This is a genomic window from Brucella sp. JSBI001, from assembly GCF_026014005.1.
GTDB classification, from domain to species: Bacteria; Pseudomonadota; Alphaproteobacteria; order Rhizobiales; family Rhizobiaceae; genus Brucella; species Brucella anthropi.
The window spans coordinates 2,385,856-2,409,511 of record NZ_CP110339.1 but is presented as its reverse complement, the minus strand read 5'-3'; the positions used below and the strand labels follow the sequence as shown (position 1 = coordinate 2,409,511).

Below are 23,656 nucleotides of genomic sequence, written 5' to 3'. Positions count from 1 at the left end.
TGCCTGCTCAACCCTTGCCCACCAGCAGCCGGTCGAGGCCGAACATGCGATCGATGATAATCATGGTCACGGTGGCGACGAGGATCATCAGGGCCGACACCGCTGCCATCATCGGGTCGATGGATTCGCTGGCATACATATACATGCGGACCGGCAGCGTGACCGTGGACGGCGAGGTCACGAAGATCGACATGGTGAGTTCGTCGAACGAATTGATGAAGGCAAGCAGCCAGCCGCCCGACAGACCCGGCACAAGCAATGGCAAGGTGACGCGACGGAACACGGTCCATTCACCGGCACCCAGCGTGCGCGCCGCATTTTCCGCATTGCGATCCATGCTGCCAAGCGAAGCAAGGATAAGGCGCAGCGCATAGGGCGTGACGACAATCGAATGTGCCGCAACCAGCCAGACGAAGGAGCCGGTAAAGCCCATCAGCGAGAACAGGCGCAGGAATGCAACGCCCAGAACCAGATGCGGGATGATGAGCGGCGACAGGAAAAGCGCGTTCAACGCATCGCGACCACGGAAATTATACTGAGCAATCGCGAGCCCCGATGGCACGGCCAGAAGCGTCGAAATGGATGCCGAGAAGAAAGCCAGCTGCACGCTGTTATAGAACGAGGTCATGAAATCATTGTGCGCAAACACGGCAGCGAACCAGCGCAGTGAAAGGCCGTTCCACGGCATTGTCAGCGTGTTTTCCGGCGTGAAGGCCACCAGACACACCACAACCATCGGCGCCAGCATGAAGATGACGATCAGCGTGTGGAAGAAAAGAGCGAAAGGACCGTTCTTCGTCATGGCTCTATCCCAGCTTCTTCTTGGCCTGCCCTTCGAGCAGACGATTATAGGCAATCATGATCACGAGATTGGCGACCAGAACGATGATGGCGATGGCAGCACCCAGCGGCCAGTTCAGCTCGATCAAAAACTCGTCATAGACAACCGTTGCCGCCATCTTGAGACGACGCCCGCCGAGCAGGCCCGGAATGGCAAAAGAGCTGGCCGAAAGCGCAAACACGATGAGACTGCCCGACAGGATGCCAAGCACTGCCTGCGGAAACACCACACGGCGAAGTGCTGTCAGGCGCGATGCGCCGAGTGTCAGCGCTGCGGCTTCCACCGACGGATCGAGCTTTTGCAGCACGGTCCAGACCGGAATCACCATGAATGGCAGCATGATATGCACCAGACCGATGACGATGGCTGTCTCGCTGTAGAGGATTTGCGTCGTCGGCAGGCCGACCATGTCGAGCGCGCTGTTCACGAGGCCATTGCGCCCCAGCAACATGCTCCAGCCAAATGTGCGGACCACGACCGAAACCAGAAGCGGGCCGATGATGACCAAAAGGAAGATCGAGCGCCATGGCTTGCGCATATTGGAAAGAATATAGGCCTCGGGCACACCGATCAGCACCGTGATGACGGTTGTGATCAGCGCCAGCTTGAGCGTGCGCCAGAAGATCGAGAGGTAATAGGGGTCTTTGAGAACCTGCGTATAATTGGCAAGCGTGTAGACGTTCTCGATGCCCTTGTCATAGCTGTAGCTGTTGAATGAAAGCAGCACGGTGAGACCGAGCGGCAGCAGCACCAGCGCGAAGAACAGAAGCGTCGACGGCCCGACCAGAAAGAGCGGCGTCAGATCGCGCTGCCCTTTGGGCGCGGCGGATGTATCCTGTGAGGTGACGGCCGACATGTTCAGTTCACCCCTGCGGTGAGGATACGGCAATCCTCATGGTTCCAGCTAAGGCCGACCGATGTGCCTTCCGATGGCGGCGGGTTGCCGAGATTGGGCAGGGCCACCGAAAGCTGGCCCGCAGGCGTTGTCACGCCGAGCAGCCACTGCGCACCCATGAAGTAGCGCGTCGTCACTTCACCGGCGACATGCCCCTCACCCGCTGCAACGAGCTGCACCTTTTCAGGACGGATGAAGACGGAAAGCTCGCCGGAAACCTGTCTGCCATTTGCAGGGAAGCGGATTGTCGTTTCGGCCAGCGCGATCATATCGCCTTCAGCGCGCGCCTTCAGGAAGTTCGACTTGCCGACGAAGTTGGAAATGAAGTGGTTATGCGGATGCTCATAGAGCTTGTAGGGCGCATCGACCTGCGTGATGACGCCCTTTTCCATAACCACGATGCGATCGCTGATCGAAAGCGCTTCGGCCTGATCATGCGTGACCATGATGGTGGTAATGCCGACAGTGCGCTGGATGCGGCGCAGCTCGAACTGCATTTCTTCACGCAGCTGCGCATCGAGATTGGAAAGCGGCTCGTCGAGCAGCAATACCGGCGGATTGATGACCAGCGCACGGGCAATGGCCACACGCTGGCGCTGACCGCCCGACATTTCACGCGGGTAACGATCGGCAAGTGCGCTGAGATGCACCAGTTCCAGCACGTCGCGAACGCGCTTTTCGCGCTCTGCCTTTGGCACCTTGCGCATTTCGAGGCCGAAGCTCACATTCTGCGCCACCGTCATATGCGGGAAGAGTGCATAGCTCTGGAAAACGACGCCCAGTTCACGCTTGGCCGGAGCGAGGCGCGTGATTTCACGTCCGTCAAGCGTGATGGAACCTGCCGTCGGCGTCACCAGCCCGGCGATCATCTGCAAGGTCGTGGTCTTGCCGCAGCCGGAAGGACCGAGAAGCGAAATGAACTCGCCCTTTTCAATCGCCAAGTTGAAATTGTCGACAGCCGCGAACTTGCCGTAGTGGCGGGAAATTCCGGAAAGGGTCAAAAAGCTCATTGCATCTCCCTCTCGGCCTAATCTCCTCCTGAATGACAGGGAGCAGAAACGCCGTGATATTGTCTCACGTCGCCTCTTCATCGGGGCTGGCTGGCGGGAGCGGCTTGATCGCGCATTTTCTGCGCTGACCGGACCTTGGGTCTTTTGAACGCGTGATTATCCAGCCGCTAACGCAGCCGCAGCGTTCCCCATTGCGTCAAGTTAAAACCGCCGACCCGCTTACAGCATTGGTTGCAATACCTTGCCGGACCTTCCCATTGGCGACGGTTCCAGTTGGCGGAAAATCCCGCAGGAATGCAAATTATAATTTCCATATCCGGAAGAAATTATATATTTCTTTCAAAATACAGAATTTGGAAGCAATCTTATGGATGATATATCTGAGAATCCGAAATCCGGCGCCGCACTTAACTCAAGTTTGGTGAAGGCAATCCATATTTTGAAAGGTCTGGCATCCAGCACCGAGGATGGCGTGCGGCTGATCGATCTGGCGCGGGACCTCGAACTCAGCCAGCCATCGACCCATCGCCTGCTGAAGACGCTGATTGCGGAAAATCTTGTCGAACAGCTTCCCGACAAGAAAGCCTATCGCCTGTCGCTGGAGTTTTTCGCAATGGCGGCGCAGGCGCGCCAGCGCGACGGCATATTGAGCATTGCGCGCCCGTCACTGCTGCGGCTTTCGACAACGTTCAACGATACGGTCTTCCTGCTGGTACGCAGCAACTTCGATGCGGTCTGCCTCGACCGCGTGGAAGGCCCGTTTCCGATCCGCTCCTTTACCGGCGACATTGGCGGCAAAGTGCCGCTCGGCATCGGTCAGGGTAGCCTCGCCATCCTCTCCTTCCTGCCTGAAGAAGAGCGCGAGGCGATCATACGCTTCAACATGCCCCGCATTCTGGACAAATCGTCAGTGGACGAGGTCGACCTGCGCATCATGATCGAGGAAGTGCGCAAGAGCGGTGCGGCAACCTTCAACTTCAACATGATCGACGGTATGGCAGGTCTCGGCGTGCCAATTTTGAACGGCGACGGTGAAGCCGTGGCAGCGCTCAGCATCGGCACGCTTGCCGCGCGCCTCACCGAAAAGCGCCAGCAGACGGTGACGGAACTGCTGCGCAAGGAAGCGGCGATCATCTCGCAAAAGCTCAATCCATTCGACCCGACACTGCGGCATCCAAATCAGGCTTTGTTGAAATAATCGAAAGCTTTAGCCCCGTTGCGCGCAACAGACTTGCTTTGTCCACAGCGGGCAAAAAGTTTGGCGATTGACTCACACACGCCGTCAGCGTTTGATCGCTGTCAGGTGTGGGGGTTCTGTGGGCGGAGGCAAATTATCCAAAGCAGAAAATCCATCTCTATAACGCTACAGTATTGGAGTTCTGTTGTGATCAAATCCACCAGACGGGGAATAATCCACCTTGCCTTTGCTCTCGCCGCATCGACGGCGATGGGCACGTTTGCCACCACGGCGGCACAGGCTCAGGACAAGATCCTGCTCATCATCAATGGCGCGCTCGGCGACAAGTCGTTCTTCGACAGCGCTGCCAAGGGCATGAAGATGATCAAGGACAAGTATGGCGACGACGTCGAGACCAAGATTCTCGAAATCGGCGACGATCCGACGAAATGGGAGCCGGTGTTCCTCGATGCGTCCGAACAGGACTGGGACCTGATCATCGGCGGCACCTACCAGATGTCGGAAACCGTTGGCTCCGTTGCCCAGCAATATCCCGACAAGAAATACATCCTCTATGATGCGAGCGTGCCTTATGAAGAAGGCGGCTACGACAATGTCTATTCCATCCAGTACAAGCAGAACGAAGGTTCCTATCTCGGCGGCATGCTGGCAGCTTCGCTCCTGAAGGAAGGCAAGCTCGGCGATACAGGCAAAAATCTCGGCTTCCTCGGCGGCATGGACATTCCGGTCATCAACGACTTCCTCGTCGGCTACATTGCCGGTGCGCAGTCGGTCATGCCTGATGCCAAGATCGCGATTTCCTATGCCGGATCCTTCATGGATGCCGCAAAGGGTAAGGAACTCGGTCTCGCGCAGTATCGTTCCGACGTGTCGCTCGGCTTCGTCGTCGCCTCGCAGACCGGCCTCGGCCAGCTTTCGGCTGCCAAGGAAACCGGCAAATATGTTCTGGGCGTCGATTCCGATCAGGAAGCGATCTTCAAGGATAGCGATCCGGCCATTGCCAAGCAGGTCGTCAGCTCCGTTCTGAAGAATGTCGATGTAAGCCTTCTGCAAGCTTATGAACGTTTCAAGGCAGGCGACCTGCCGTTCGGCAAGGCGGAAGCGCTTGGCCTCAAGGAAGGCGCTGTCGGCATCGTGCAGGACGGCAACATGGCTTCCATGGCCACCCAGGAAATGAAGGATGCCATCAAGAAGGCTTCCGACGAGATTTCCGAAGGCAAGATCACGGTTCCGACCGCATTCGGCATGAGCACCGAGGATCTTAACGCGATCCGCAACAAGGTTCGTCCCTGATCGTGGAAAATCCAGCTGAAAATATTGAAGGCGGCGATGCTATCGTCGCCTTCCGCCCAATCGTCGCCTTCCGCGATGTGAGCAAGGTCTATCCGAACGGCACGCAGGCGCTTCGCGACGTGTCTTTTTCGATCCGCGCAGGCTCCATCCATGCCATTTGCGGCGAGAACGGTGCGGGCAAATCCACGCTCATGAAAATCCTGTTCGGCATCGAAAATGCCACGGCAGGCGAAATCATCGTCGATGGACAGCACATTGCGTCCTGGTCGCCGGAAGATGCTGCGGCACAAGGCATCGGTATGGTGCACCAGCATTTCTCGCTCGTGCCGACCCTGACGGTTACCGAAAACATCATTCTCGGCCATGAGCCGGTAAAGGCAGGGCTGATCGACCGTGTGAGCGCGCGCAAAATGGTCGAAGCGCTGATGCAGCAATATGATCTGCACGCTGACCCCGAAGCGATCACGGGCGCGCTTTCCGTCGCCGCCCAGCAGAAGGTTGAAATCCTGAAAGCGCTGGCGCGCCGCACGAGGCTCCTGATCCTCGACGAGCCGACAGCTGTTCTCTCTCCGCCGGAGATCGAGGAGCTGATGCGCAAGCTGAAGGCGCTGCGCGACGAAGGCATTACCATCCTCTTCATTTCCCACAAGCTGAACGAAGTGCGCGAGCTGGCCGAAAGCGTAACCGTGCTGCGTGCGGGCGCGGTTGCGGGCACGGAAAAGCTTGCCGACGTGCCGGACGATGCCATCATGCAGATGGTGATGGGCCATGCGGTCGACATTCCGGAGCGCGCCCACAAGCACGGCGCAATGAAAACCGTTCTCGACATGAAGGGCGTTACGACAAAAGCAGCCGACCCGGCAGACCGCATCAAGGATGTGAACCTGACCGTCGGTGCAGGCGAGATCGTCGGCGTCGCCGGTGTCGATGGCAGCGGCCAACGCGGCCTCGTATCGGTGCTTTCCGGCCTTGCCGAAGCGGCCAGCGGCACGATCAGCCTCAACGGTGAGGATATGCTGCGCGCTGATACGGCAAGCTGGCGTAGACAAGGTCTTGGCTATCTGCCAGCCGACCGCTTTTCGCAAGGTGGCGCACCCGGCCTGTCTCTCGCTGAAAACGCGATCGCCGGAACTGGATCAATTACCGCCGACAAGCAGATCTTCTGGGGGCCATTCCTGCGCTGGAATGCGATCAAGGCCCGTGTCAGCGGGATGATAAAGCAATATTCGGTGCGCGCAGGCGCAATCACCGAACGGCTCGATTCCCTTTCCGGCGGCAATGCGCAAAAGCTCATCGCCGCGCGCGAACTTGCCACCAATCCGAAATTCCTGATCGCCGACCAGCCAACACGCGGCATCGACGTTTCGGCGGCAGCCTTCCTGCATCGCCGTATCGACGAAGTGGCGCAAGGCGGCTGCGCCGTGCTGCTCGTCAGCGCCGATCTCGATGAATTGCTGCGCCTCAGCGACCGCATCATCGTTCTTTTTAACGGACGCATCGTTGCCGTTATGGAAAACGGGCCAGACATCACACCGGCTGTCCTTGGACCTTATATGCTGGGGACACGAGCATGATTCCAAAAAGTGTAACGCGGTTTTTGGATGAGATCATGCTCAAGCAGAGAGTTGCAGCGTAATGCGCAGACTGATTTCCTATCTCATTCCATTCTTCCTGACCGTGCTTGTCATCGCCGTCATCATGGCCGTGCTTCTGGTGCCGCTGGCGCTGATGCAGGACAATCCCGCCGGGGTTCTTAAGACGTTTTTCCTCGGACCATTCGGCAGCATTCGCCATATGGGCAATGTGGTGGAAGCGGCAACGCCGATCATGCTGACCGGCCTTGCGATCACCATCATGTTCCGCTCCGGCCTGTTCAATCTCGGCGCGGAAAGCGGCTTCTTCCTCGGCGCGCTCGGCGCTGTGGCGGGCGCTGTTCTGCTCCCTTCGCTTGGCTGGTTCTCGCTGCCGGTCGCGATCCTCTGCGGCGCGGTTGCGGGCAGTTTCGCCTGCACCATTCCGGCAGCACTGCGGCTGCGTTTCGGCGCATCGGAAATGGTGACGTCACTCGTTTTGAACTACGCCTTCCTGTTTCTCGGCCTGTTCGTCCTCAACTATGTCATCCGCGACCCGGCTGCGGGCGGGATGATGTCGCTCAGGATTCCGCCGGATGCCAAGCTTGACCGTCTGCTCGCCGGTACGCGTCTCAACAGCGGTTCGATCATTGCCATTCTGGCCTGTATCGCTGGCGGCATCTGGCTTTACTGGACGCGCTCGGGCCTCAATATCCGTATCGCAGGCTCCAGTCCGGGCTTTGCCAATCATCTTGGCCTGCCACTCAAGGGCATCATCATGCGTGCCCAGATTGTCGGCGGACTGGTGGCGGGCATGGCCGGTGCGCTGGAAGTGCTCGGCCTTCATGCCCGCTTTGCCTGGCTCGATCTGCCCGGCTATGGCTGGACCGGCCTTGTCGTCGCCATTCTGGCGCGCGAAAATCCGTTCCTGCTTATTCCGTCCGCACTTTTCCTTGGCTTCGTGCAGATCGGCGGCGATCTTCTGGCCCGCAACATGAACATCCCGACCGAAGTGGTGGGGCTTGTGACCGCCGCCATCATGGTGGGCGCGACGGCAAGCGTCATTCACAATCATCCGACCGTATTGCGGCTGATCCGCAACCTTCGCAATCGCGAAGGAGAACAAGCGGTAGTGCAGGCCGGAGTACAACCATGAGCATGGTTCTCGCACAAATTCTCGATCCATCCTTCATCGGCACCATCCTGCGCGTGGCGACACCGTTGTTGCTGGCAGCACTCGGCGTGATGATTTCCGACCGCGCAGGCGTTCTCAATATCGGCATGGAAGGCATGATGCTGTCGGCGGCGCTCATTGCCGTTCTGGCCAGTGCCGCCACCGGCAGCCCGGCTGTCGGCCTGCTGGCCGCGCTCATCACAGGTGCAGCTCTCGGCTGGTTGATGTCGCTTTCGGTCAACCGGCTTGGCACTGATCTCATCATGACCGGCATTGCACTCAACATCGCGGCTGCAGCGGCAACGACGCTCGGGCTTTTTCTTGCAACGGGCGACAAGGGCATGTCGGGCGCGTTGAAAAGCGGCGCTCTGCCAAGCCTCCCCGTGCCTTTCATCGGCAATATCCACATATTGACCTTTGCCGCCCTTCTCGCTGTCCCGGCGGTCAGCCTCCTGATGATGCGCACACGCTTCGGCCTGCATCTGCGCGCCACCGGCGTCGATCCGAAATCGGCACGCGCCGCCGGTATCCATACGGGCCGGGTACAGATGATGGCGCTTGTTCTGTCCGGTCTCTTCGGCGGTGCAGCCGGTGCCTATCTGTCGCTCGGTTATGTCACATGGTTTGCCCAGAACATGACTGCAGGTCGCGGTTTCATCGCCATTGCGGCGGAAGTCATGGGACAGGGAACCGCATGGGGCACGCTTGTGGCAAGCCTGGTTCTTGCGGCGGCTGAATCTTTCGCCATCACGCTTCAGAGCCTCGGACTGCCGTTCGAACTGATGCAGATGATCCCTTATCTCGTCCCGGTCGTTGTGCTGACGATCCACGCGGCGCGCCGTCAGCGGCGCGCAAAGCAATTGAAAAACTCCTGAAATGCATAAAAATGAGAATGAAATGAAAGCTTGGGAATTGACCCGCGATCTGTTGCGCGACACGAAACCGGTGGTGCGCACGGCGGAAGAACAGACTTGGGATGCAAGCGCTGCAATGAAGGCGCAGGACGATCTCATGGCCATGTTCTGGAAAAGCAACGTGCCGGGATCGGCAGCACCTGAATGTCTGATGGCCGGTGCGCTGCAATCGCTGGAAAACAAGGGCTTCGTTCTTGCTCCCTATGAGGAGCTTCTTCGCGACGGGCTGACCGCACTTGAACGCGGTGACTTTGAAACGCTGTATCGCGTCGACATGCGCCTGCGTGTCCTCATGCGCGCTGCACGGCCCGATCCGGACCATCCGTCACAAAAGACGGTGCGTTACGGATCGTGGGACGAATTCGACGCCGCCGTTCAATGGCCTGACGATGTGCTCTATGCTGTCCAGTCCGATGATTTCCGCGACCGCACCGCAGCCGCCTGGATGGCGCAGCTCGTGGGCGCTGCGGCTGGTACGGCGCTCGAAGGTTATACGGCAGAAAACATCGCCGAGGTCTTCGGACCGATCCGCGATTATGTGCGCGAGCCCAACACCTATAATGACGACATCACCTTCGAGATCGCATTTCTCGAAGCCTTCGGCGACAAGGGTTCTGCCGTGACCAGCGCCGACATTGCCGAGCGCTGGACCTCGCTGATCCCGCTTGGCTGGTCGGCGGAGGCAATCGCGCTTTCCAATATGCGGCGCGGCCTCACCGCGCCCGAAACCGGCACTTCCGACAATCCGTTCGATGAATGGATCGGCGCACAGATGCGCGGCACAATCTGCGGCATGGTCGTGCCGGGGCGTGCCCGCGAAGCTGCCCGCCTCGCCTGGATGGACGCCGAAATCTCCCATGCCGGAAACGGTATTTTGGGCGAAGTCTTCAATGCTGTCATGGCGGCGCGCGCTTTGCAATTGGCGACACGCGCGAATTGCTCGTCTCGACAGCAGCGCTTTTCTCAACCGACACCGAATATGGCGCGGTTCTGGCCTTCGCGCTCGATGCCTGCCATTCTGCCGGCAACTGGCAGGACGCATGGGCGAAATGCGATGTGGAATATGCCGAATATAACTGGATTCACGTCTATCCGAATGCAGCCGCACAGGTGATTGCGCTCTGGTTCGGCGAAGGCGATTTCGACCGCACGCTCGAAATCGTCTGCGGTATTGGCCACGACGTCGACTGCAATGCCGCGCAGATTCTGAGCATGATCGCCATCCAGCGCGGGTCCGCCATCATCGCCGAACGATGGTCGAAGCCGCTGCTGGCCGACGACATCGTCACCTATATGCGCCGCCCGGCGAAAATCTCCTTCGAAGCGCTTGTCGACCAGACGGTCAGTGCCGCGCGCAACGCTCTCTAAATCCCCTCATCAGGAAACCATCATGGCCCGTAAAATCATTATCGATACCGATCCCGGTCAGGACGATGCAGTCGCCATTCTTCTGGCCTTGGCAAGCCCGGAACTCGACATTCTCGGCATCACCGCAGTGGCAGGCAACGGCCCACTGGCGCGCACCGAAATCAACGCCCGTACGATTTGCGAAGTGGCGAAAAAGCCGGAAACCAAGGTTTTTGCAGGCTCCATCCGTCCTCTGGTGCGCCCGCTCGTGACGGCCGAAAACGTCCATGGCAAGACCGGTCTCGACGGTTACGACCTACCCGCCCCGACCATGTCGCTGCAGGCGCAGCACGGCGTCGATTTCATCATCGAAACGCTGATGAAAGAGGAGCCGGGCACCGTCACGCTTTGCCCGCTGGGACCGCTGACCAACATCGCATCCGCACTGATCCGCGAGCCGAAGATTGCTGAGCGCGTCAAGGAAATCGTGCTGATGGGTGGCGGCTATTTCGAGGGCGGCAACATCACGCCGTCGGCGGAATTCAACATCTATGTCGATCCGCACGCCGCTGCTGTCGTGTTCAAATCCGGCATCAAGATCACCATGATGCCGCTCGATGTGACACACAAGGTGCTCACCACCGAAAAGCGCATCGCCGCCATTCGCGGCATTGGCACGCATGTCGGCGAAGTGGTTGCAGCGTGGCTCGAATTCTTCGAGCGCTATGACGAAGCCAAGTACGGCACCGACGGCGGCCCGTTGCACGACCCGAACGTCATCGCCTATCTCATCAAGCCGGAACTCTATTCCGGACGCGAGTGCAATGTGGAAATCGAAATTAATTCGGAACTGACGATCGGCGAAACAGTCGTCGACTGGTGGGAGGTAACCGACCGACCGAAGAATGCGCTCTTCATCAAGGATGTGGACGCAGACGGCTTCTTCAGCCTGCTGACCGAGCGCCTCGCAACGCTCTGATTTTTTCTGAGCATGATCTTATCCGAAAACCGGTATCCACTTTTCGGGATCATGCTCTGAGACATAATTCAGCCACAAAAAAGCCGCGAGTACCTTATTCTCGCGGCTTCTTCGCCATGTTTCACAGGAGGTTTTTGCGCAGTTTTCTGCTCAAAATGAGCGAAACTGGCGCAAACTGCCCCGAATTTTTATTCTGCCTTAATTTGCAGAAGTGCCGCCACTTCCCCGGCGGTCGGTGCAGCCGCTCCCGCGCCCGCTCTTGTGACTGCAATCGCACCCGCTGCCGAACCATACCGCACGCAATCATGCAGGGACTGACCTTGCGAGAAAGCGACCGCGAAACCACCATTGAAACTGTCGCCGGCGGCAACCGTATCCACCACTTTGACCTTGAACGGCGCGAAGTGTTTGACCTCGTCCGCCGTCACCAGCAATGCACCACGGCTTCCAAGCTTGACGATGACCGTCTTCGGCCCGCGCTCCAGAAGATTGCGTGCGGCGGCTTCCGCCGAAGCAAGATCGGTCGGCTCGATACCGGTAATTTCAGCAGCTTCTGTTTCGTTGGGAGAGATGATGTCGCTGAGTGAAATCAGGTCCGCCATGCGGCTTGCATCGCCGACCGGTGCCGGGTCAAGCAAAACACTGCCGCCTGCCGCACGCGCGGCTTTTGCCACGGCCAGATTGGCTTCATGCGGAACTTCGCGCTGCAACAGCGTAATCTTCGCCCTGGCAATATCGGCAGTATAGGCATTGATGTCGGCAGCCGACCAGTGCGCATTGGCTCCGGCACAGACCGCAATCGTGTTCTGCCCGGCTTCTTCAACCTGAATGATCGCCATGCCCGTATCGACGCCGTCAATCACGCGCACCCTTTCGGTGTTGAGGCCAAATTCCTGCATCTGCTTCAAGGCCAGTTCGCCGAAGGCATCGTTGCCGACAGCTCCGACGAAGCGGATATCACCGCCCATCTTGGCGACCGCAACCGCCTGATTTGCACCCTTGCCACCGAGGCCAATACCATAGCCCGATGCATTCACGGTCTGCCCCGGACGCGGCAGTGCGGCCATCCGCGCGCTGACATCCACATTCACACTGCCGAAAATGAAAATCTTCAACACCGTCTCCATAAATATCGGCGTATTTCCTGCAGCTCTAGCATAGGAAATACGCGAAACAAAGTTGAGCCAACATAATCGCGACCGGCTGAAATTTCCATGCCAGGCAGGTCGTGATGCACAGGTTGGGTCAAACGTCATCTCGTCGAATCTTATTGTAAGCACGACTTAATTAGGCCCTGATTCTGGAAGTATATATTTTCTGCCTAATATTCTTTTCTTATTTAATTGGAGATAGACCATGCGAATTTACGGCTACGCTATTATTACTTCCCTTATTCTTGCTAGTGGATCCTTTGCAGCAAATGCGGCCCCAAAACAGGTCACAGATCCCGGCTTTACAATCAATGCAGACAGACTTGAAAAAGTAACAGACAACCATATGAAAGCGTCCGGCAACGTTTCCATCAAAATAGACAATACAGAGATAAAGTCGAACAAGATGGATATTCAAGTCCACCCTGATAAGCTTGAACTATCCGATGGAAAATTTAAAGCAACCATAAAAAGTAATTGAATTATATTACTCTCGACTATTTTGCTTCGAAGACTGCGGGGAATGATATTCTCCGCAGTCTCTGGAGCAGATATTTTATTCGGCTTTCAGGAACTCACCCACTTCCAGCAAGACGAATTCATTGTCATCGACCTTGTCGAGGAAACGACCAGCCGAGAACGGCAGATTGTTGTCGTTGCCGACCACGATATGCGTGTCGTCCACACGATCCACATTCTCGATGGTCAGGAACGGCATATCGTAAATGCCATCACGCCCACCCTGACGGCGCTTGTTTTCCGGGTCGGCGATGGCGAGCAGATCGATATAGCCGATCTTGCGCACTTCCTTGCCGACATTGCTGTCGTCGAAAGCGATCTTGTAGATGCGCTTGACCTTCGACGGCACATCGAAGCAATCGGCCTGCGGCTTCTTTGGATCGGCGCAGGCCTTGTCCGCCGTGCCGACGCCGTTGTCACGCTCGATGACCAGCGCTGTGGTTTCATCCAGCATGTTGAAATCGCCGATGGCTTCGCCACCCTCGGCCAGCGGATAGAGCCAGGAGCGGCCCGTCCACTTCTTGTCGGCAACGTTGAATTCGATGACCCGCAGGCCCGTCTTGCCGCTTTCGGTCTTTTCCGGCGCGCCATCGACGAAAAGCGGGCCTTCCAGAAGACCATAAAGCTTCGAACCGTCCTTCGACATCGCCAGCCCCTCGAAGCCGCCAGAGCGCTTCAGATTGTAAGACGGCAGTTTGAGGCTCGGATTGGCCGGCAGAGCGAGTTTCGGATTATCAGGCGACACCACTTCCGTCTCGCCGACAACCGTCGGAATAACGTCGGTCAGCTTGCCGTCCATGTCGAATTTCAACAGGAAAGGACCGAATTCCTCGCCGACCCAGAAGCCATCCGCAACCGGCTGGATGGATTCCACATCGAAGTCGGCGCCAGTCAGATAGCGCTTTTCAGCGCCTTCCATGACGATGGGAAACGGAGCCTTCTTGTCCGGATCGCTGAGGAACACGGTCTTCACGCGCTCGACCGTTCCCTTGTCCCAGTCGAACTTGACATTGTGCAGCATCAGCATGGCATCCGGCGAGTTAAGCTTCGAGCCAAAACCATTGTCGGACAGGGACCAGAAGCTGCCGTCTTCCATGGTCTTGATGCCGGAAAAGCCCTGCACCGGCTGGCCGTCGAACGGCACAGACAGACCGGTCTTGCGCACGCCGTCCTTGCCTTCAACAGTGCTGATGCCCTCAGCACGCTTGCGGTCGGCGGTGGTGAACTTGCCCGACGTCTTCAGGTGATCCGCCGCATCATCCGGTGCAGCGATGATCGTGTTCGCAGGCAGGATGGCATGGGCCTTGAGTGTTGCAGGAAAAGCCTTTTCTTCAGCGGAGGCCGGAAAAGCCGATGCGACGGCACCGGCAAGCATGGTCGAAGCGACGAGACGCGATATCATGATAAGTCCCCGTTGGAATTCAAATACAGGGACGCAATTAGGCTGGCTTTGTATCGCTGGCTTGACGCTTCCGTGAAGCTTTGACGAAGGCCCCCAACTTTCACCGGGGGCCAACTGTCTCATCAAGTCATTAGAGCATAATCCGACCGGAGTGAAACGAGGATCGATAAGATTATGCTTGAAATAAAGAAGTTAGAGCGCCCATCTGATCCTGTCAGATCGAAACGCGCTCTAAACCGCGATCTTGCCGCCGCCCTGCTTGGTGATTGCCACCACGGCAGGCCGAACCGGCATATCGTCCTTGAAATCCGGCCAGCGGGTGGACAGGTCCTCGTAATAGGACGGACGGCCATGACCGTCCCAATCCTCGCCGCCGTCGCCCGGATGCTGCACGGCGACGAAAGCCGTCTCATCGTCGGGTGCGAACAGCGGACCGCACATTTCTCCACCCACCGGCACGCGGTAGAACAGTTTCGAGGTCGCGCGCGCATCGCCTTCCGTGTCGACGGCCCAAAGCCCATCCGTGCGACCGGTACCCTTGTTGCTGTTGCCATCGGTTGCGACCCAAAGCCGACCGGCACTGTCGACGGCGGCGTTGTCCGGCATACCGAACCAGCCATTGCGCGTCGTATCGGTGGAGAAGCTGGCACCGACTTCGGCCACGGAAGGATCGCCGCATTTCAGCAGCACCTCCCACTTGCCTGTCGTGGCGGCAAAATCCTGACCATCTTCCTCGATCTCGATGATATGGCCAAAGGCATTCTTGGCGCGCGGATTGGCGGCATCCACCTGATCGTCCTTGCGCTTCGTGTTGTTGGTGAGCATGACATAAACACGGCCATTGACCGGGTTCGGCTGCACGTCTTCCGGGCGGTCCATCTTGGTCGCGCCGAGAAGATCACCGGCACGCCGGGTTTCGATCAGCACATCGGCCTGACTTTTGAAGCCGTTCTGCTCGGTCAGCGGACCCTGACCGAATACCAGCGGCATCCACTCGACCTTGCCATCCTCATGAAATTTGGCCACGTGAAGCGTGCCTTCATCCAGCAGGTCCATATTGGCAGCGCGATCATCCGGGTTGAACTTGCCCGCCGTCACAAACTTGTAGACATAGTCGAAGCGTTCGTCGTCTCCCAGATAGAAGACCACGCGCCCGTCCTTGTTGACGATGGATTCGGCACCCTCATGCTTGAAACGGCCAAGCGCAGTTCGCTTCTTCGGCACGGAGTTCGGATCGGACACATCGACCTCGACGATCCAGCCAAAGCGGTTCGGTTCGTTCGGCTCCTTGGAAACATCGAAACGGTCGTAGAAACGTCCCCATTCGTATGAGCCTTCGGGAATGCCCATGCGGTTGTAATTGGCGGTTTCCGCGTGACCTTCCGGCAGTTGGCCGATGAAATAGCCATGGATGTTTTCCTCGGCCATGATGTAGGTGCCCCAGGGCGTGACGCCGCCTGCACAATTGTTGACCGTACCGAAAACCTTGGTGCCGGAAGGATCGGCATTGGTCTTGACGCGATCATGACCGGCGACAGGACCGCTCAGCGCCATCTCGGTATTGGAGGTGATGCGGCGATTGTTTGCACCGTCGAGCACCGGTTGCCACTTGCTGTCCTGCTTGCGGATTTCGACAATCGTGCCGCCATGGGCAGCCATTTCGATATCCACCTGTTCTTTCGAGAGCGGAGCCTGCTCCACCTTGCCATCGACGATCTTGACGAGGCCAGGGAACATCAGGTGCGGATTGGTATATTCGTGATTGACCACGAGGAAGCCATGTTCCGGCGATCCCTCGATGGCGATATAGCCGACATAATCATTGTTGTAGCCGAACTGGCGCGCCTGCGCTTCGGCTGACTGTCTGGTTGGATCGAATTCCGGCGCATCGGCGAAAAGCTTGTCACCCCAGCGCAAAAGCACGTCGGCATCATAGCCTTCCGCGACATGGTGATGGGCATCCACACCGGCCTCGACCTCCTTGAAGGAAAAGGCCGAACCGGATGCAGCGCGCGCATCACCGGCGCTCATCAGTGCCAGCGGGCTGACCGTTGCCGCAATGGCCGAGACAGCAAGCGATCCACGCAGAAAGCCACGGCGGGAAAAGCGGCGGCTGATGATTTCGCCCATGGTCGGATTATCGGACGGATTGCGCGGATCGGCATCTGCTTCTTCCAACTGGCTGGTCTTGAACAGACTTTGCTGGGAAAGTTTCTCGGACATTGTTGGCTCCATATCGAACAGTGGAGTTGCAAATTAGAAGCACTAGATGACAGCCGCACGACATTGCGCCCGCCGCTGCGCGAACCTGCCGAGAATTTTTATCCAATTGTAGAATAATTTTGCCGGCAAATGCGCTTTCGGATAAAACCAACCCGGTTTTATCGATTGAGGGGTTGGTGATGACCGACATGACGACCGCACGGCGCAACATTGTTGTCCTGACGATTGCACAGGCACTGGGCGCTTCCAGCCCGCCTATCGTGATTTCGCTTGGCGGTCTGGTTGGCCAGAAACTGTCTTCCGATCCGGCGCTCGTCACGCTGCCTGTCAGCCTGTTCAATCTCGGCCTTGCGCTTGGCACCCTGCCTGCAGCTTTCTTCATGCGACAGTTCGGACGCCGCAATGCCTATATGCTGGGCGCGCTTGTCGGCGCTTCGGCGGGCGTGATCGCAGCCGCAGGTATTTTTACCGCCTCCTTCCTCATCTTCTGTCTTGGAACGCTGACCGCCGGTTTCTACGCCTCTTATGTTCAGAGCTATCGCTTTGCCGCCACCGATGCGTCCACCGGCGACATGAAGGCGCGCGCCATATCGTGGGTCATGGTGGGTGGGCTTGTTGCGGCAATCGTCGGGCCACAATTCGTTATCTGGACACGCGATACCATTCCGGATGCGATGTTTGCGGGCAGTTTCCTTAGTCAGGCGGTTCTGGGTCTTCTTGCCCTCCCCGTCCTTTTCATGCTGCGCGCGCCGAAAATCAGGACAGACCCCGGCGCCATCCATGATACAGGCCGCCCGCTGGGTGAAATTCTCCGTTCGCCACGTTTCATCCTTTCCGTGGCTGCCGGTGTCTGTTCCTATGCGCTGATGACATTTGTGATGACGGCGGCGCCCATCGCCATGGTCGGCCATGGCCATTCCGTCGATCATGCAGCCCTCGGCATCCAGTGGCATGTGCTCGCCATGTTCGCGCCAAGCTTCTTCACCGGCAAGCTCATCGCCCGTTTCGGCAAGGAAAAGATTACCGCGCTCGGTCTGGTTTTGATCGCGTTCTCCGCCATCATTGCATTGGGCGGCTTTGATGTCGGCCATTTCTGGGGTGCGCTGATCTTCCTCGGCATCGGCTGGAATTTCGGCTTTATCGGCGCGACCGCCATGGTGACCGATTGCCACACACCGGCGGAACGCGGCAAGGCACAGGGTGCGAATGACTTCATCATGTTCGGCACCGTGGCCTGCGCTTCGTTCTTTGCAGGGTCGCTGTTGCATTCTTCAGGCTGGGAAACCATCAACTGGCTGGTCTTCCCGGCTGTCGCCCTTGTTCTGGTTCCGCTCATTCTGCGTCTGAAGCCGAAAGGGGCAGCAGCCGAAGCCTGATCGATCAAAAACCCTGGTCTTTCATCCAGCGCCTGCCGCCTTCGGACACTGCGTCATAAACAGCGCCGCCGAGGGCGGTCCCAATATCCGTATGCAAGCCTGCATATGATGCCGTCTCTTGCGCCTGCCCGTGCGGAGCGGAAACGGCGATGCAATCTGTTCCGGTTCCCGTTGCAGCTCTGCCGCCGACATCGAGGCCGAGTTCGATAATAGCGGCGGTACGGGCCTCGGCAGCAATGGACATAGCCTCTATATGGGCTGCGACCGACAATGGCTTGTCGATGTGAACCAGAAGATTGATCGTTCCAACGGGCATTTTCATCTGCGTGAGTTCCCCCACCCTCCCCGCATTCGACAGGCCGACAGTGGCAAGGCAGGCGGCATGCGCTTCGCCGGAGCACCGTGTTGCAACATGGTGTTTGTGTACGCTACGCGATGTCATCATCTGCACCGCTCCGCCGTAACCGGCTTCGGCCAGTTTCTCTTGCAGCATAAGCACCGGGTCCACTTCCAACGTCAGATCATCATTGCGCACTTCCAGCCAGGCGACGGAGCACGCCGAAACGAACCCCGGACGTGTCAGAGACCAGCTCAGGATGTTTTGCCTGTCTGGGAATTCAGCCGCCAGGATCGGGCCGGAACAATGGATTGAAAAAGGCAGCATGACCAACCTATCGCAGATCAGTGCGAAGTTCGCGACCAGCGCCTGCCAGCCATCCACAGGAGTGCGGTGTCGCGATACCAACGGCGCGGCGATAAAGCACGCCTTCGTGACTTGGCCCTGATTTCGCAAGACGGTATTGATCTCGGAATATTGTTTCGCGCGTCACGGAAACGGACAAGCGGTTTGCTCTGGATTGCGTCATGATCAACGATCTCACCGATGAGATATTCTGGATATTCACCATCGGGTGCTGCATCCTCTTCATCATGCGCCTTCTTTCGCCTCCCCCGCGTCATAAGGTTGATCAAAAACAAGACTTAAACACTTTGCGCCCTCGCCGCCGTTCACGCCGTCGCCGCTTTCAGGCACTGGACTAAGACCAGACCTAACAGCCACATAAAGTTTCAAAGCGCGAACCCTTCGCGAGCTGTATAGTCTTAACCTCAATTGCCGTTGTGAGGCACCAATATCAGTGGTTATGCAACCCGTGACATCAGTGAAAAGGGCAGCCGAACAATCCGCTCCGGCCGAGTTTTATCTTCCGTGTCTGTTTTCCGGCTTATACTGGATAGCTTGATCTCCTTGAACTTCATGAACGATACGAAACCTAAATAGCCGTTTGGTTTTGTCATGCTGACTGGGCTTTATGGCTAACGACTTTGTCCATTCAGGGCAGCCATAAGCATAGGTCTGATCGAGAAAGAGCCGTTGGCAGCCTTTTCCGTCAGAATTCGCAAATAGCCGCCAGCGGACTGGATTTGCTCATAGCGCTGCAGGATATAAGCGATCACAATCGATGCATTGTGAGTTCCCAGCGTTTTCTTTGCGAGATCGTAGAGCTTTCCATCGATCCCGAGGAACGAGCGTACTTTCTCTGCTGTATTGGCCAAATCCTGCCAATGTCGGATGGATGAAATCGCATAGGCCGTGATCTCGGGACAGGAACGGAGCACCATGTCGAGCGAAACCGTGGGTTCAAACGGAGCACTGGTGATTTTATTGATGCGCTGGTCGATAAATTCAGGCGTTGCCTTTTCAAAATGGGAATCTGGATTCGATTCAATTTGCTGCCGCTCATTTTGAGATTCATTGGCGCGCAAATTTTGAACATTTTCATGAATTTTCAACGTGTTATCGATTTCCGCACGAATGTACTGCATGGATTCGACCAGCGCCGCCAGTTCTTCATAGTCTGCACGACGAGGAATGCTGTCGACGATCAGGCGGAAACGATGATGGATGTCTTCCCAGTCTCCGGCCAGTTCTTCCAGTGCGGCGAATTCAACAAGCTTGGTAATGTCGCGGCGCAGCAATGTCAGGCGTTCGCGCATTTCACGCAACGCCGTCTTTTCTGCCCTCACCTGCTCTGCAGCCGCTTCCAGTTCACGAGCACGTGCCAGCAGCGGTGTCAGTGAAAAGCCGAATGCAATCTGCACGTCTCCACTTTTGGCACGGCGTGCATAGCGCTTACCATTCGGGCTGTCCTGACGATGGATGAAACCGCTATCGACCAGCGCTGCCAGATGACGGCGCAAGGTTGCATCGGCCATGCCATGGGCTCGTAATGCCAGTTGCTTGTTGGACGGGAACACGATCAGGCTGTTCTGCGCATTCAGTTCCGTTTCCGGATAGAATGACAACAGGGCTGAAAGAACCGCCAGAGAACGATCATTCAGGCTGAACTGCGTTTTTGCTTCGCACAGCCAGCGATGCAGTTGCCACTTATCGGCAACCGTTCCCGGTGCGATTTGCTGTGTGTTCTGTTGACTTGCCAACAAGGCAAGCGTCATCCTTCGACTGCCAAACGGCGTCGAGGCCAATTGAATCTCCATTTTCTTTCACCTTCCACAAGGCAAAAGAAATCCACCCGCCGAAATGACGCTAATTACACTTGACAGTGATTCGTGGATTTGCGATTCTCTAGCTGCTAAACCAATGAGAAGGGCTTCCACACGGCGACGTTTGGGGGCCTTTTTCTTTGCTGTCTCGTTCCTCTTCCTGAACAGTTTCGACGCAAACACACTTACTATTGAACGCTAGAGCATTTCCTGTTTGTTGAACGCATTGGAAATGCTCTATTCTTTGTTCTACGCATGTCTTGACCCCGAAACCGGTTCCCACTTTCGGGAGACATGCACTACACAGTCGAACCGTGGCAACCGCCGCCGTTCGTTACGCTTACTTACTTCTCCTCGCTCTGGAACGACGCATAAAGTTCATCCAGATTACGAGAAAGCCAATCGGCAAAACGAGGCCCGTTGGCTGCACTGAGCGCCAATGTAGCCGATTTGCCATTCTGTTTGATAACTGCGCTGACCGTCTTGTCAGAAGCTGTCCAGCTGGTGCCAGGACGCAGAGCCGCCTTGGTAACAGGCTTCTTCTGCTTGCCGCCTTTCAGATAGCCGTAAAGCTGCTCGAAACGATCAACGGATGACGCATTTTCAAACGCTGATGTCACCAGAAGCTCTTCTGCTGCATCTTTTCTGCCCGGGATCTCGATCAGTTTACGCAGTTCCAACCAGCGGTCACGACCAATGCCCTTGGCCGGACCGATAGCCAGAAGAATATGTTCCGGAATAGCCTTCGGAATAGTCAGCATCTTCGACAAGGTCTGGTAATCGACTGTCAATGCTGCCTGTATGGCTTCACGCTCAAAGCCAAGTGATTCCAGACGCGCCGCGAAGAAAACACGCTCGATGAAGCTCAAATTGGCACGCGCGGAGTTTTCCTGGCCCTGGCTCAGAATATGTTCCAGATCGGCGAGAGGCTTAATGACGGCTTTGACTTTGATGCCCAGCTCTCTGGCAACCCGCGCGCGCCGATGGCCGAAAACGATCATATAGCGATCGCTGGTCTCGGGATGCGGACGAACGAGAATAGGGCTGTCCTGACCACGCTCGCGAATGGCTTCCAGAAGTTCCCGATATTCTTCGTCATCCGTTTCAGGCAGACGGTCCGCCACGAAGGAGACATCAAGATTGGCGGGATCAAGCTCGATAATGGCTTCGCCATCAAGCTTCTGGGCTGCCTGCTTTGCCAGCTCGTCAATCGAAGCGGACAGAGACTTGGCGGCACCGAACCGGCGCGATACGTTTTCGACCGACTGTGAGGCTTGTTCGGCCGCCGGTTCGTCCCGCATAACGCTTTCGAAGATGTTCTTTCTTGCCATTCTCATGTCCTCAAACCGGTCAGAGACCTGATTTTATTCAATATTCGCCGCTTTAGACGGCAGTCTAACGCCCCCATGCCTCGTGAATGAGGCCGCGAATTTCAGCGTTAACCGCTTCCATGGCTTCCATGGCGCGATCATAGGTGCCGCGATTCATCGATGAACGCTCGACCTCGTAAAGCGTCTGCTTGGTAAGACCAGCATCCGAAATCGCGGTTGATTTCAACATCTGGTGCTTCAGCATGTGCGAGGCGAGCATGCTCTGCATGAAACCGACCATCTGCGCTTGCGGAACGTCGGTCGGCTCGTAACGGGTAATCAGATAGCGGAACCAGTCGAGTTGCACCGCACCACCTGCCTGACGAACGGTCTTCAGAATGTCACCGAGCATCAGGAGGAATTGCGACATGGACATCAGGTCGAGCATCTGCGGGTGAACGGTAATCAGGACGGATGTTGCGGCAGATAGCGCCGTCAGCGTCAGATAGCCGAGCTGGGGAGGGCAGTCGATGACTACCACATCATAGTCACCATCCACATCGGCGAGAGCCTGCGCGATGCGGTTCCAGAAAGTCTTGCCCTCGCCGCCATTCTGCATGGCAAGCGGCGTGTCATACTCATATTCCTGCAGCTCCAGCATGGCTGGAATAATATCGAGGCCGGGGAAATTCGTCCGGCGAATGACCTCACGGATAGACTTCCTTTCGGAATCGTAACGAATGGCTTCATAGAGCGACGGAAACTCGTCGAGCTCCGGCTGAATGCCATGCAGAGCCGATAGCGAAGCCTGCGGGTCGAGATCGATTGCAAGTACGCGATGACCGGTCAGGGCCATGTGTTGCGCCAGATGTGCAGCCGTTGTCGTCTTGCCTGAGCCGCCCTTGAAGTTGACGACACCGATGACCTGAAGCTTCTCATTGCCGCGACGATGCGGAACGTAGCGCTTCACTTCAGCGCGACCATTCTGGTCAAGCCACTGGCGCAGCTCCTGAATCTGTTCGACACTATAGGCGCGACGGCCACCTGTCAGAATGGTCGGCTCGACACCTTTACCTTCCAGATGTAGTTTCTTGAGATTGCTGGGGGAGACACCAAGGAAGTACGCAGCCTCGGCCATCGAAAACTGGCGCAGCATATTCTTGCGCGCATCTGGCGGAAAGTTTTCGTGACGCAGCAGATTGAGCTTGCGAGAAATCTCGCGCCCTTGCGATAGTATCATGTCGTCAAACGACAAAGCTGCTGCTGGATTTGCGATATTCATTTACTTGGGATCCCTAGTGACGGCACTGGAACTAATACCGCCTAAATACCGTCATTATGTCCGATTCTTATTCTATCGCAAGAGGCGACGGAATTAACAAAGAGTTAGCACCGAGAGTAAAACTAAACAAAATTTTATTGATTCGGCTGAGAATAGCCTATCTATTTGTTTTTGTATGATAATATTGATTTTAGACGGCAGTCTATGATTCAGAGGTCTCCTACATCTGGAAATTTCAATTGAGAAGAGTCTGTTTCCACATGGGAATGAGACAGCTTTCCTGTTGTTGGAGGCGCCGGGCCGATTCTCTGATGGTATAGTTTATCAAGCATCATTCCGACGCCGAAATGATAAACTGGCACTCCTTGAACCCATCGGCGTGGAGTGGCTCTGCTCGGATCCTAGCTCGAGAAGAGATAGGTTATACAGAACGGAAATATAGGCGTTACCAACGCGTTTGTTTTTGGGGGCGAGACATGCCTTCTGCGCTTTTCCCATGCTGAGGTTCGTCCTGAATAGTCTTTGACCAGGCCGATAACCGCCGTTGGAAACTGCAAGGAGTACGACATACTCATTTTATGACGGGATGATTTCGAAAAGGGCTTTATTCCGGCCCGCTTCACATGGCCTCCTGCAGATGCGACGGAGCGAATACGAAACGCGCAATTG

General features: G+C 56.8%; 21 protein-coding genes and 1 pseudogene. 11 read left to right on the top strand and 11 right to left on the bottom strand.

Going from position 1 to position 23,656, the window contains the following annotated elements:
- Positions 1–7 precede the first annotated feature (7 nt).
- Genes LJ361_RS11300 through LJ361_RS11290 form a run of 3 tightly spaced genes read right to left on the bottom strand, consistent with a single transcriptional unit; the run spans position 8 to position 2,746 of the window.
- Positions 8–802 (bottom strand): ABC transporter permease, encoded by a 795-nt coding sequence (locus LJ361_RS11300; protein WP_010660556.1) that lies wholly within the window; start codon positions 800–802, stop codon positions 8–10.
- 4 nt (positions 803–806) lie between these two features.
- Complete coding sequence (locus LJ361_RS11295; protein WP_010660555.1) at positions 807–1,697, bottom strand: ABC transporter permease; 891 nt, start codon at positions 1,695–1,697, stop codon at positions 807–809.
- A gap of 2 nt (positions 1,698–1,699) precedes the next feature.
- On the bottom strand, positions 1,700–2,746 hold the full coding sequence (locus tag LJ361_RS11290) for an ABC transporter ATP-binding protein (protein WP_029928672.1): 1,047 nt from the start codon (positions 2,744–2,746) through the stop codon (positions 1,700–1,702).
- Positions 2,747–3,113: 367 nt separating this feature from the next.
- On the opposite strand from LJ361_RS11290, the gene LJ361_RS11285 reads away from it, so the two are divergent.
- The 8 genes and pseudogenes from LJ361_RS11285 to LJ361_RS11250 all read left to right on the top strand — a co-directional run bounded on the left by LJ361_RS11285 (position 3,114) and on the right by LJ361_RS11250 (position 11,222).
- A complete protein-coding gene (locus LJ361_RS11285) occupies positions 3,114–3,944 on the top strand; it encodes an IclR family transcriptional regulator (RefSeq protein ID WP_010660553.1) in 831 nt (276 codons plus the stop codon).
- 186 nt (positions 3,945–4,130) lie between these two features.
- The gene (locus LJ361_RS11280; protein ID WP_010660552.1) at positions 4,131–5,237 is read left to right on the top strand and encodes a BMP family ABC transporter substrate-binding protein; all 1,107 of its coding nucleotides are present in this window, start codon (positions 4,131–4,133) and stop codon (positions 5,235–5,237) included.
- A 2-nt stretch (positions 5,238–5,239) separates the two neighbouring features.
- Entirely contained in the window at positions 5,240–6,811 is a 1,572-nt protein-coding gene (locus LJ361_RS11275) for an ABC transporter ATP-binding protein (RefSeq protein ID WP_010660551.1), read from the top strand.
- A 61-nt stretch (positions 6,812–6,872) separates the two neighbouring features.
- On the top strand, positions 6,873–7,964 hold the full coding sequence (locus tag LJ361_RS11270) for an ABC transporter permease (RefSeq protein WP_010660550.1): 1,092 nt from the start codon (positions 6,873–6,875) through the stop codon (positions 7,962–7,964).
- Complete coding sequence (locus LJ361_RS11265; protein ID WP_012093707.1) at positions 7,961–8,857, top strand: ABC transporter permease; 897 nt, start codon at positions 7,961–7,963, stop codon at positions 8,855–8,857. Before LJ361_RS11270 ends, LJ361_RS11265 begins: the two co-directional genes overlap by 4 nt.
- A 1-nt stretch (position 8,858) precedes the next feature.
- Positions 8,859–9,782 (top strand): annotated as a pseudogene (locus tag LJ361_RS11260) (ADP-ribosylglycohydrolase family protein); the annotation flags it as partial.
- A 50-nt stretch (positions 9,783–9,832) separates the two neighbouring features.
- Complete coding sequence (locus LJ361_RS11255; RefSeq protein ID WP_413775040.1) at positions 9,833–10,264, top strand: ADP-ribosylglycohydrolase family protein; 432 nt, start codon at positions 9,833–9,835, stop codon at positions 10,262–10,264.
- A gap of 22 nt (positions 10,265–10,286) precedes the next feature.
- Complete coding sequence (locus LJ361_RS11250) at positions 10,287–11,222, top strand: nucleoside hydrolase (protein ID WP_258124646.1); 936 nt, start codon at positions 10,287–10,289, stop codon at positions 11,220–11,222.
- Positions 11,223–11,410: 188 nt separating this feature from the next.
- Here the strand turns inward: LJ361_RS11250 and rbsK are convergent, their stop codons facing one another.
- Entirely contained in the window at positions 11,411–12,349 is a 939-nt protein-coding gene (gene rbsK, locus LJ361_RS11245; protein WP_264813568.1) for a ribokinase, read from the bottom strand.
- 229 nt (positions 12,350–12,578) lie between these two features.
- Between rbsK and LJ361_RS11240 the strand changes: the two genes are divergently transcribed.
- Positions 12,579–12,854, top strand: a complete 276-nt coding sequence (locus tag LJ361_RS11240; RefSeq protein WP_264813567.1) for a hypothetical protein — start codon at positions 12,579–12,581, stop codon at positions 12,852–12,854.
- Positions 12,855–12,929: 75 nt separating this feature from the next.
- On the opposite strand, the gene LJ361_RS11235 is transcribed toward LJ361_RS11240, so the two are convergent.
- Both LJ361_RS11235 and LJ361_RS11230 read right to left on the bottom strand, forming a co-directional pair.
- On the bottom strand, positions 12,930–14,294 hold the full coding sequence (locus LJ361_RS11235; protein WP_264813566.1) for an esterase-like activity of phytase family protein: 1,365 nt from the start codon (positions 14,292–14,294) through the stop codon (positions 12,930–12,932).
- A 231-nt stretch (positions 14,295–14,525) separates the two neighbouring features.
- Positions 14,526–16,517, bottom strand: coding sequence for a PhoX family protein (locus LJ361_RS11230; RefSeq protein WP_264813565.1), 1,992 nt, complete (start codon positions 16,515–16,517; stop codon positions 14,526–14,528).
- Positions 16,518–16,696: 179 nt separating this feature from the next.
- Here LJ361_RS11230 and LJ361_RS11225 point away from each other — a divergent pair, with 179 nt between their 5' ends.
- A complete protein-coding gene (locus LJ361_RS11225; protein ID WP_264813564.1) occupies positions 16,697–17,893 on the top strand; it encodes an MFS transporter in 1,197 nt (398 codons plus the stop codon).
- A gap of 4 nt (positions 17,894–17,897) precedes the next feature.
- On the opposite strand, the gene LJ361_RS11220 is transcribed toward LJ361_RS11225, so the two are convergent.
- The gene (locus tag LJ361_RS11220) at positions 17,898–18,557 is read right to left on the bottom strand and encodes an adenosylcobinamide amidohydrolase (protein ID WP_264813563.1); all 660 of its coding nucleotides are present in this window, start codon (positions 18,555–18,557) and stop codon (positions 17,898–17,900) included.
- A gap of 7 nt (positions 18,558–18,564) precedes the next feature.
- Positions 18,565–18,759: a hypothetical protein gene (locus LJ361_RS11215; RefSeq protein WP_264813562.1), complete on the bottom strand. Its 195-nt coding sequence runs from the start codon at positions 18,757–18,759 to the stop codon at positions 18,565–18,567.
- Between LJ361_RS11215 and LJ361_RS11210 the strand changes: the two genes are divergently transcribed.
- On the top strand, positions 18,758–18,934 hold the full coding sequence (locus tag LJ361_RS11210; RefSeq protein ID WP_158304336.1) for a hypothetical protein: 177 nt from the start codon (positions 18,758–18,760) through the stop codon (positions 18,932–18,934). The genes LJ361_RS11215 and LJ361_RS11210 overlap by 2 nt on opposite strands.
- Before the next feature lie 273 nt (positions 18,935–19,207).
- Here LJ361_RS11210 and repC read toward each other — a convergent pair whose 3' ends face one another.
- The 3 genes from repC to repA all read right to left on the bottom strand — a co-directional run bounded on the left by repC (position 19,208) and on the right by repA (position 22,987).
- Complete coding sequence (gene repC / locus LJ361_RS11205; protein ID WP_264813561.1) at positions 19,208–20,389, bottom strand: plasmid replication protein RepC; 1,182 nt, start codon at positions 20,387–20,389, stop codon at positions 19,208–19,210.
- 350 nt (positions 20,390–20,739) lie between these two features.
- The gene (gene repB / locus LJ361_RS11200) at positions 20,740–21,726 is read right to left on the bottom strand and encodes a plasmid partitioning protein RepB (RefSeq protein ID WP_264813560.1); all 987 of its coding nucleotides are present in this window, start codon (positions 21,724–21,726) and stop codon (positions 20,740–20,742) included.
- Between the two features lie 64 nt (positions 21,727–21,790).
- Positions 21,791–22,987 carry a plasmid partitioning protein RepA gene (gene repA / locus LJ361_RS11195; RefSeq protein WP_012093718.1) on the bottom strand — a complete coding sequence of 399 codons (1,197 nt, stop codon included), beginning with the start codon at positions 22,985–22,987 and terminating at the stop codon, positions 21,791–21,793.
- Positions 22,988–23,656 lie beyond the last annotated feature (669 nt).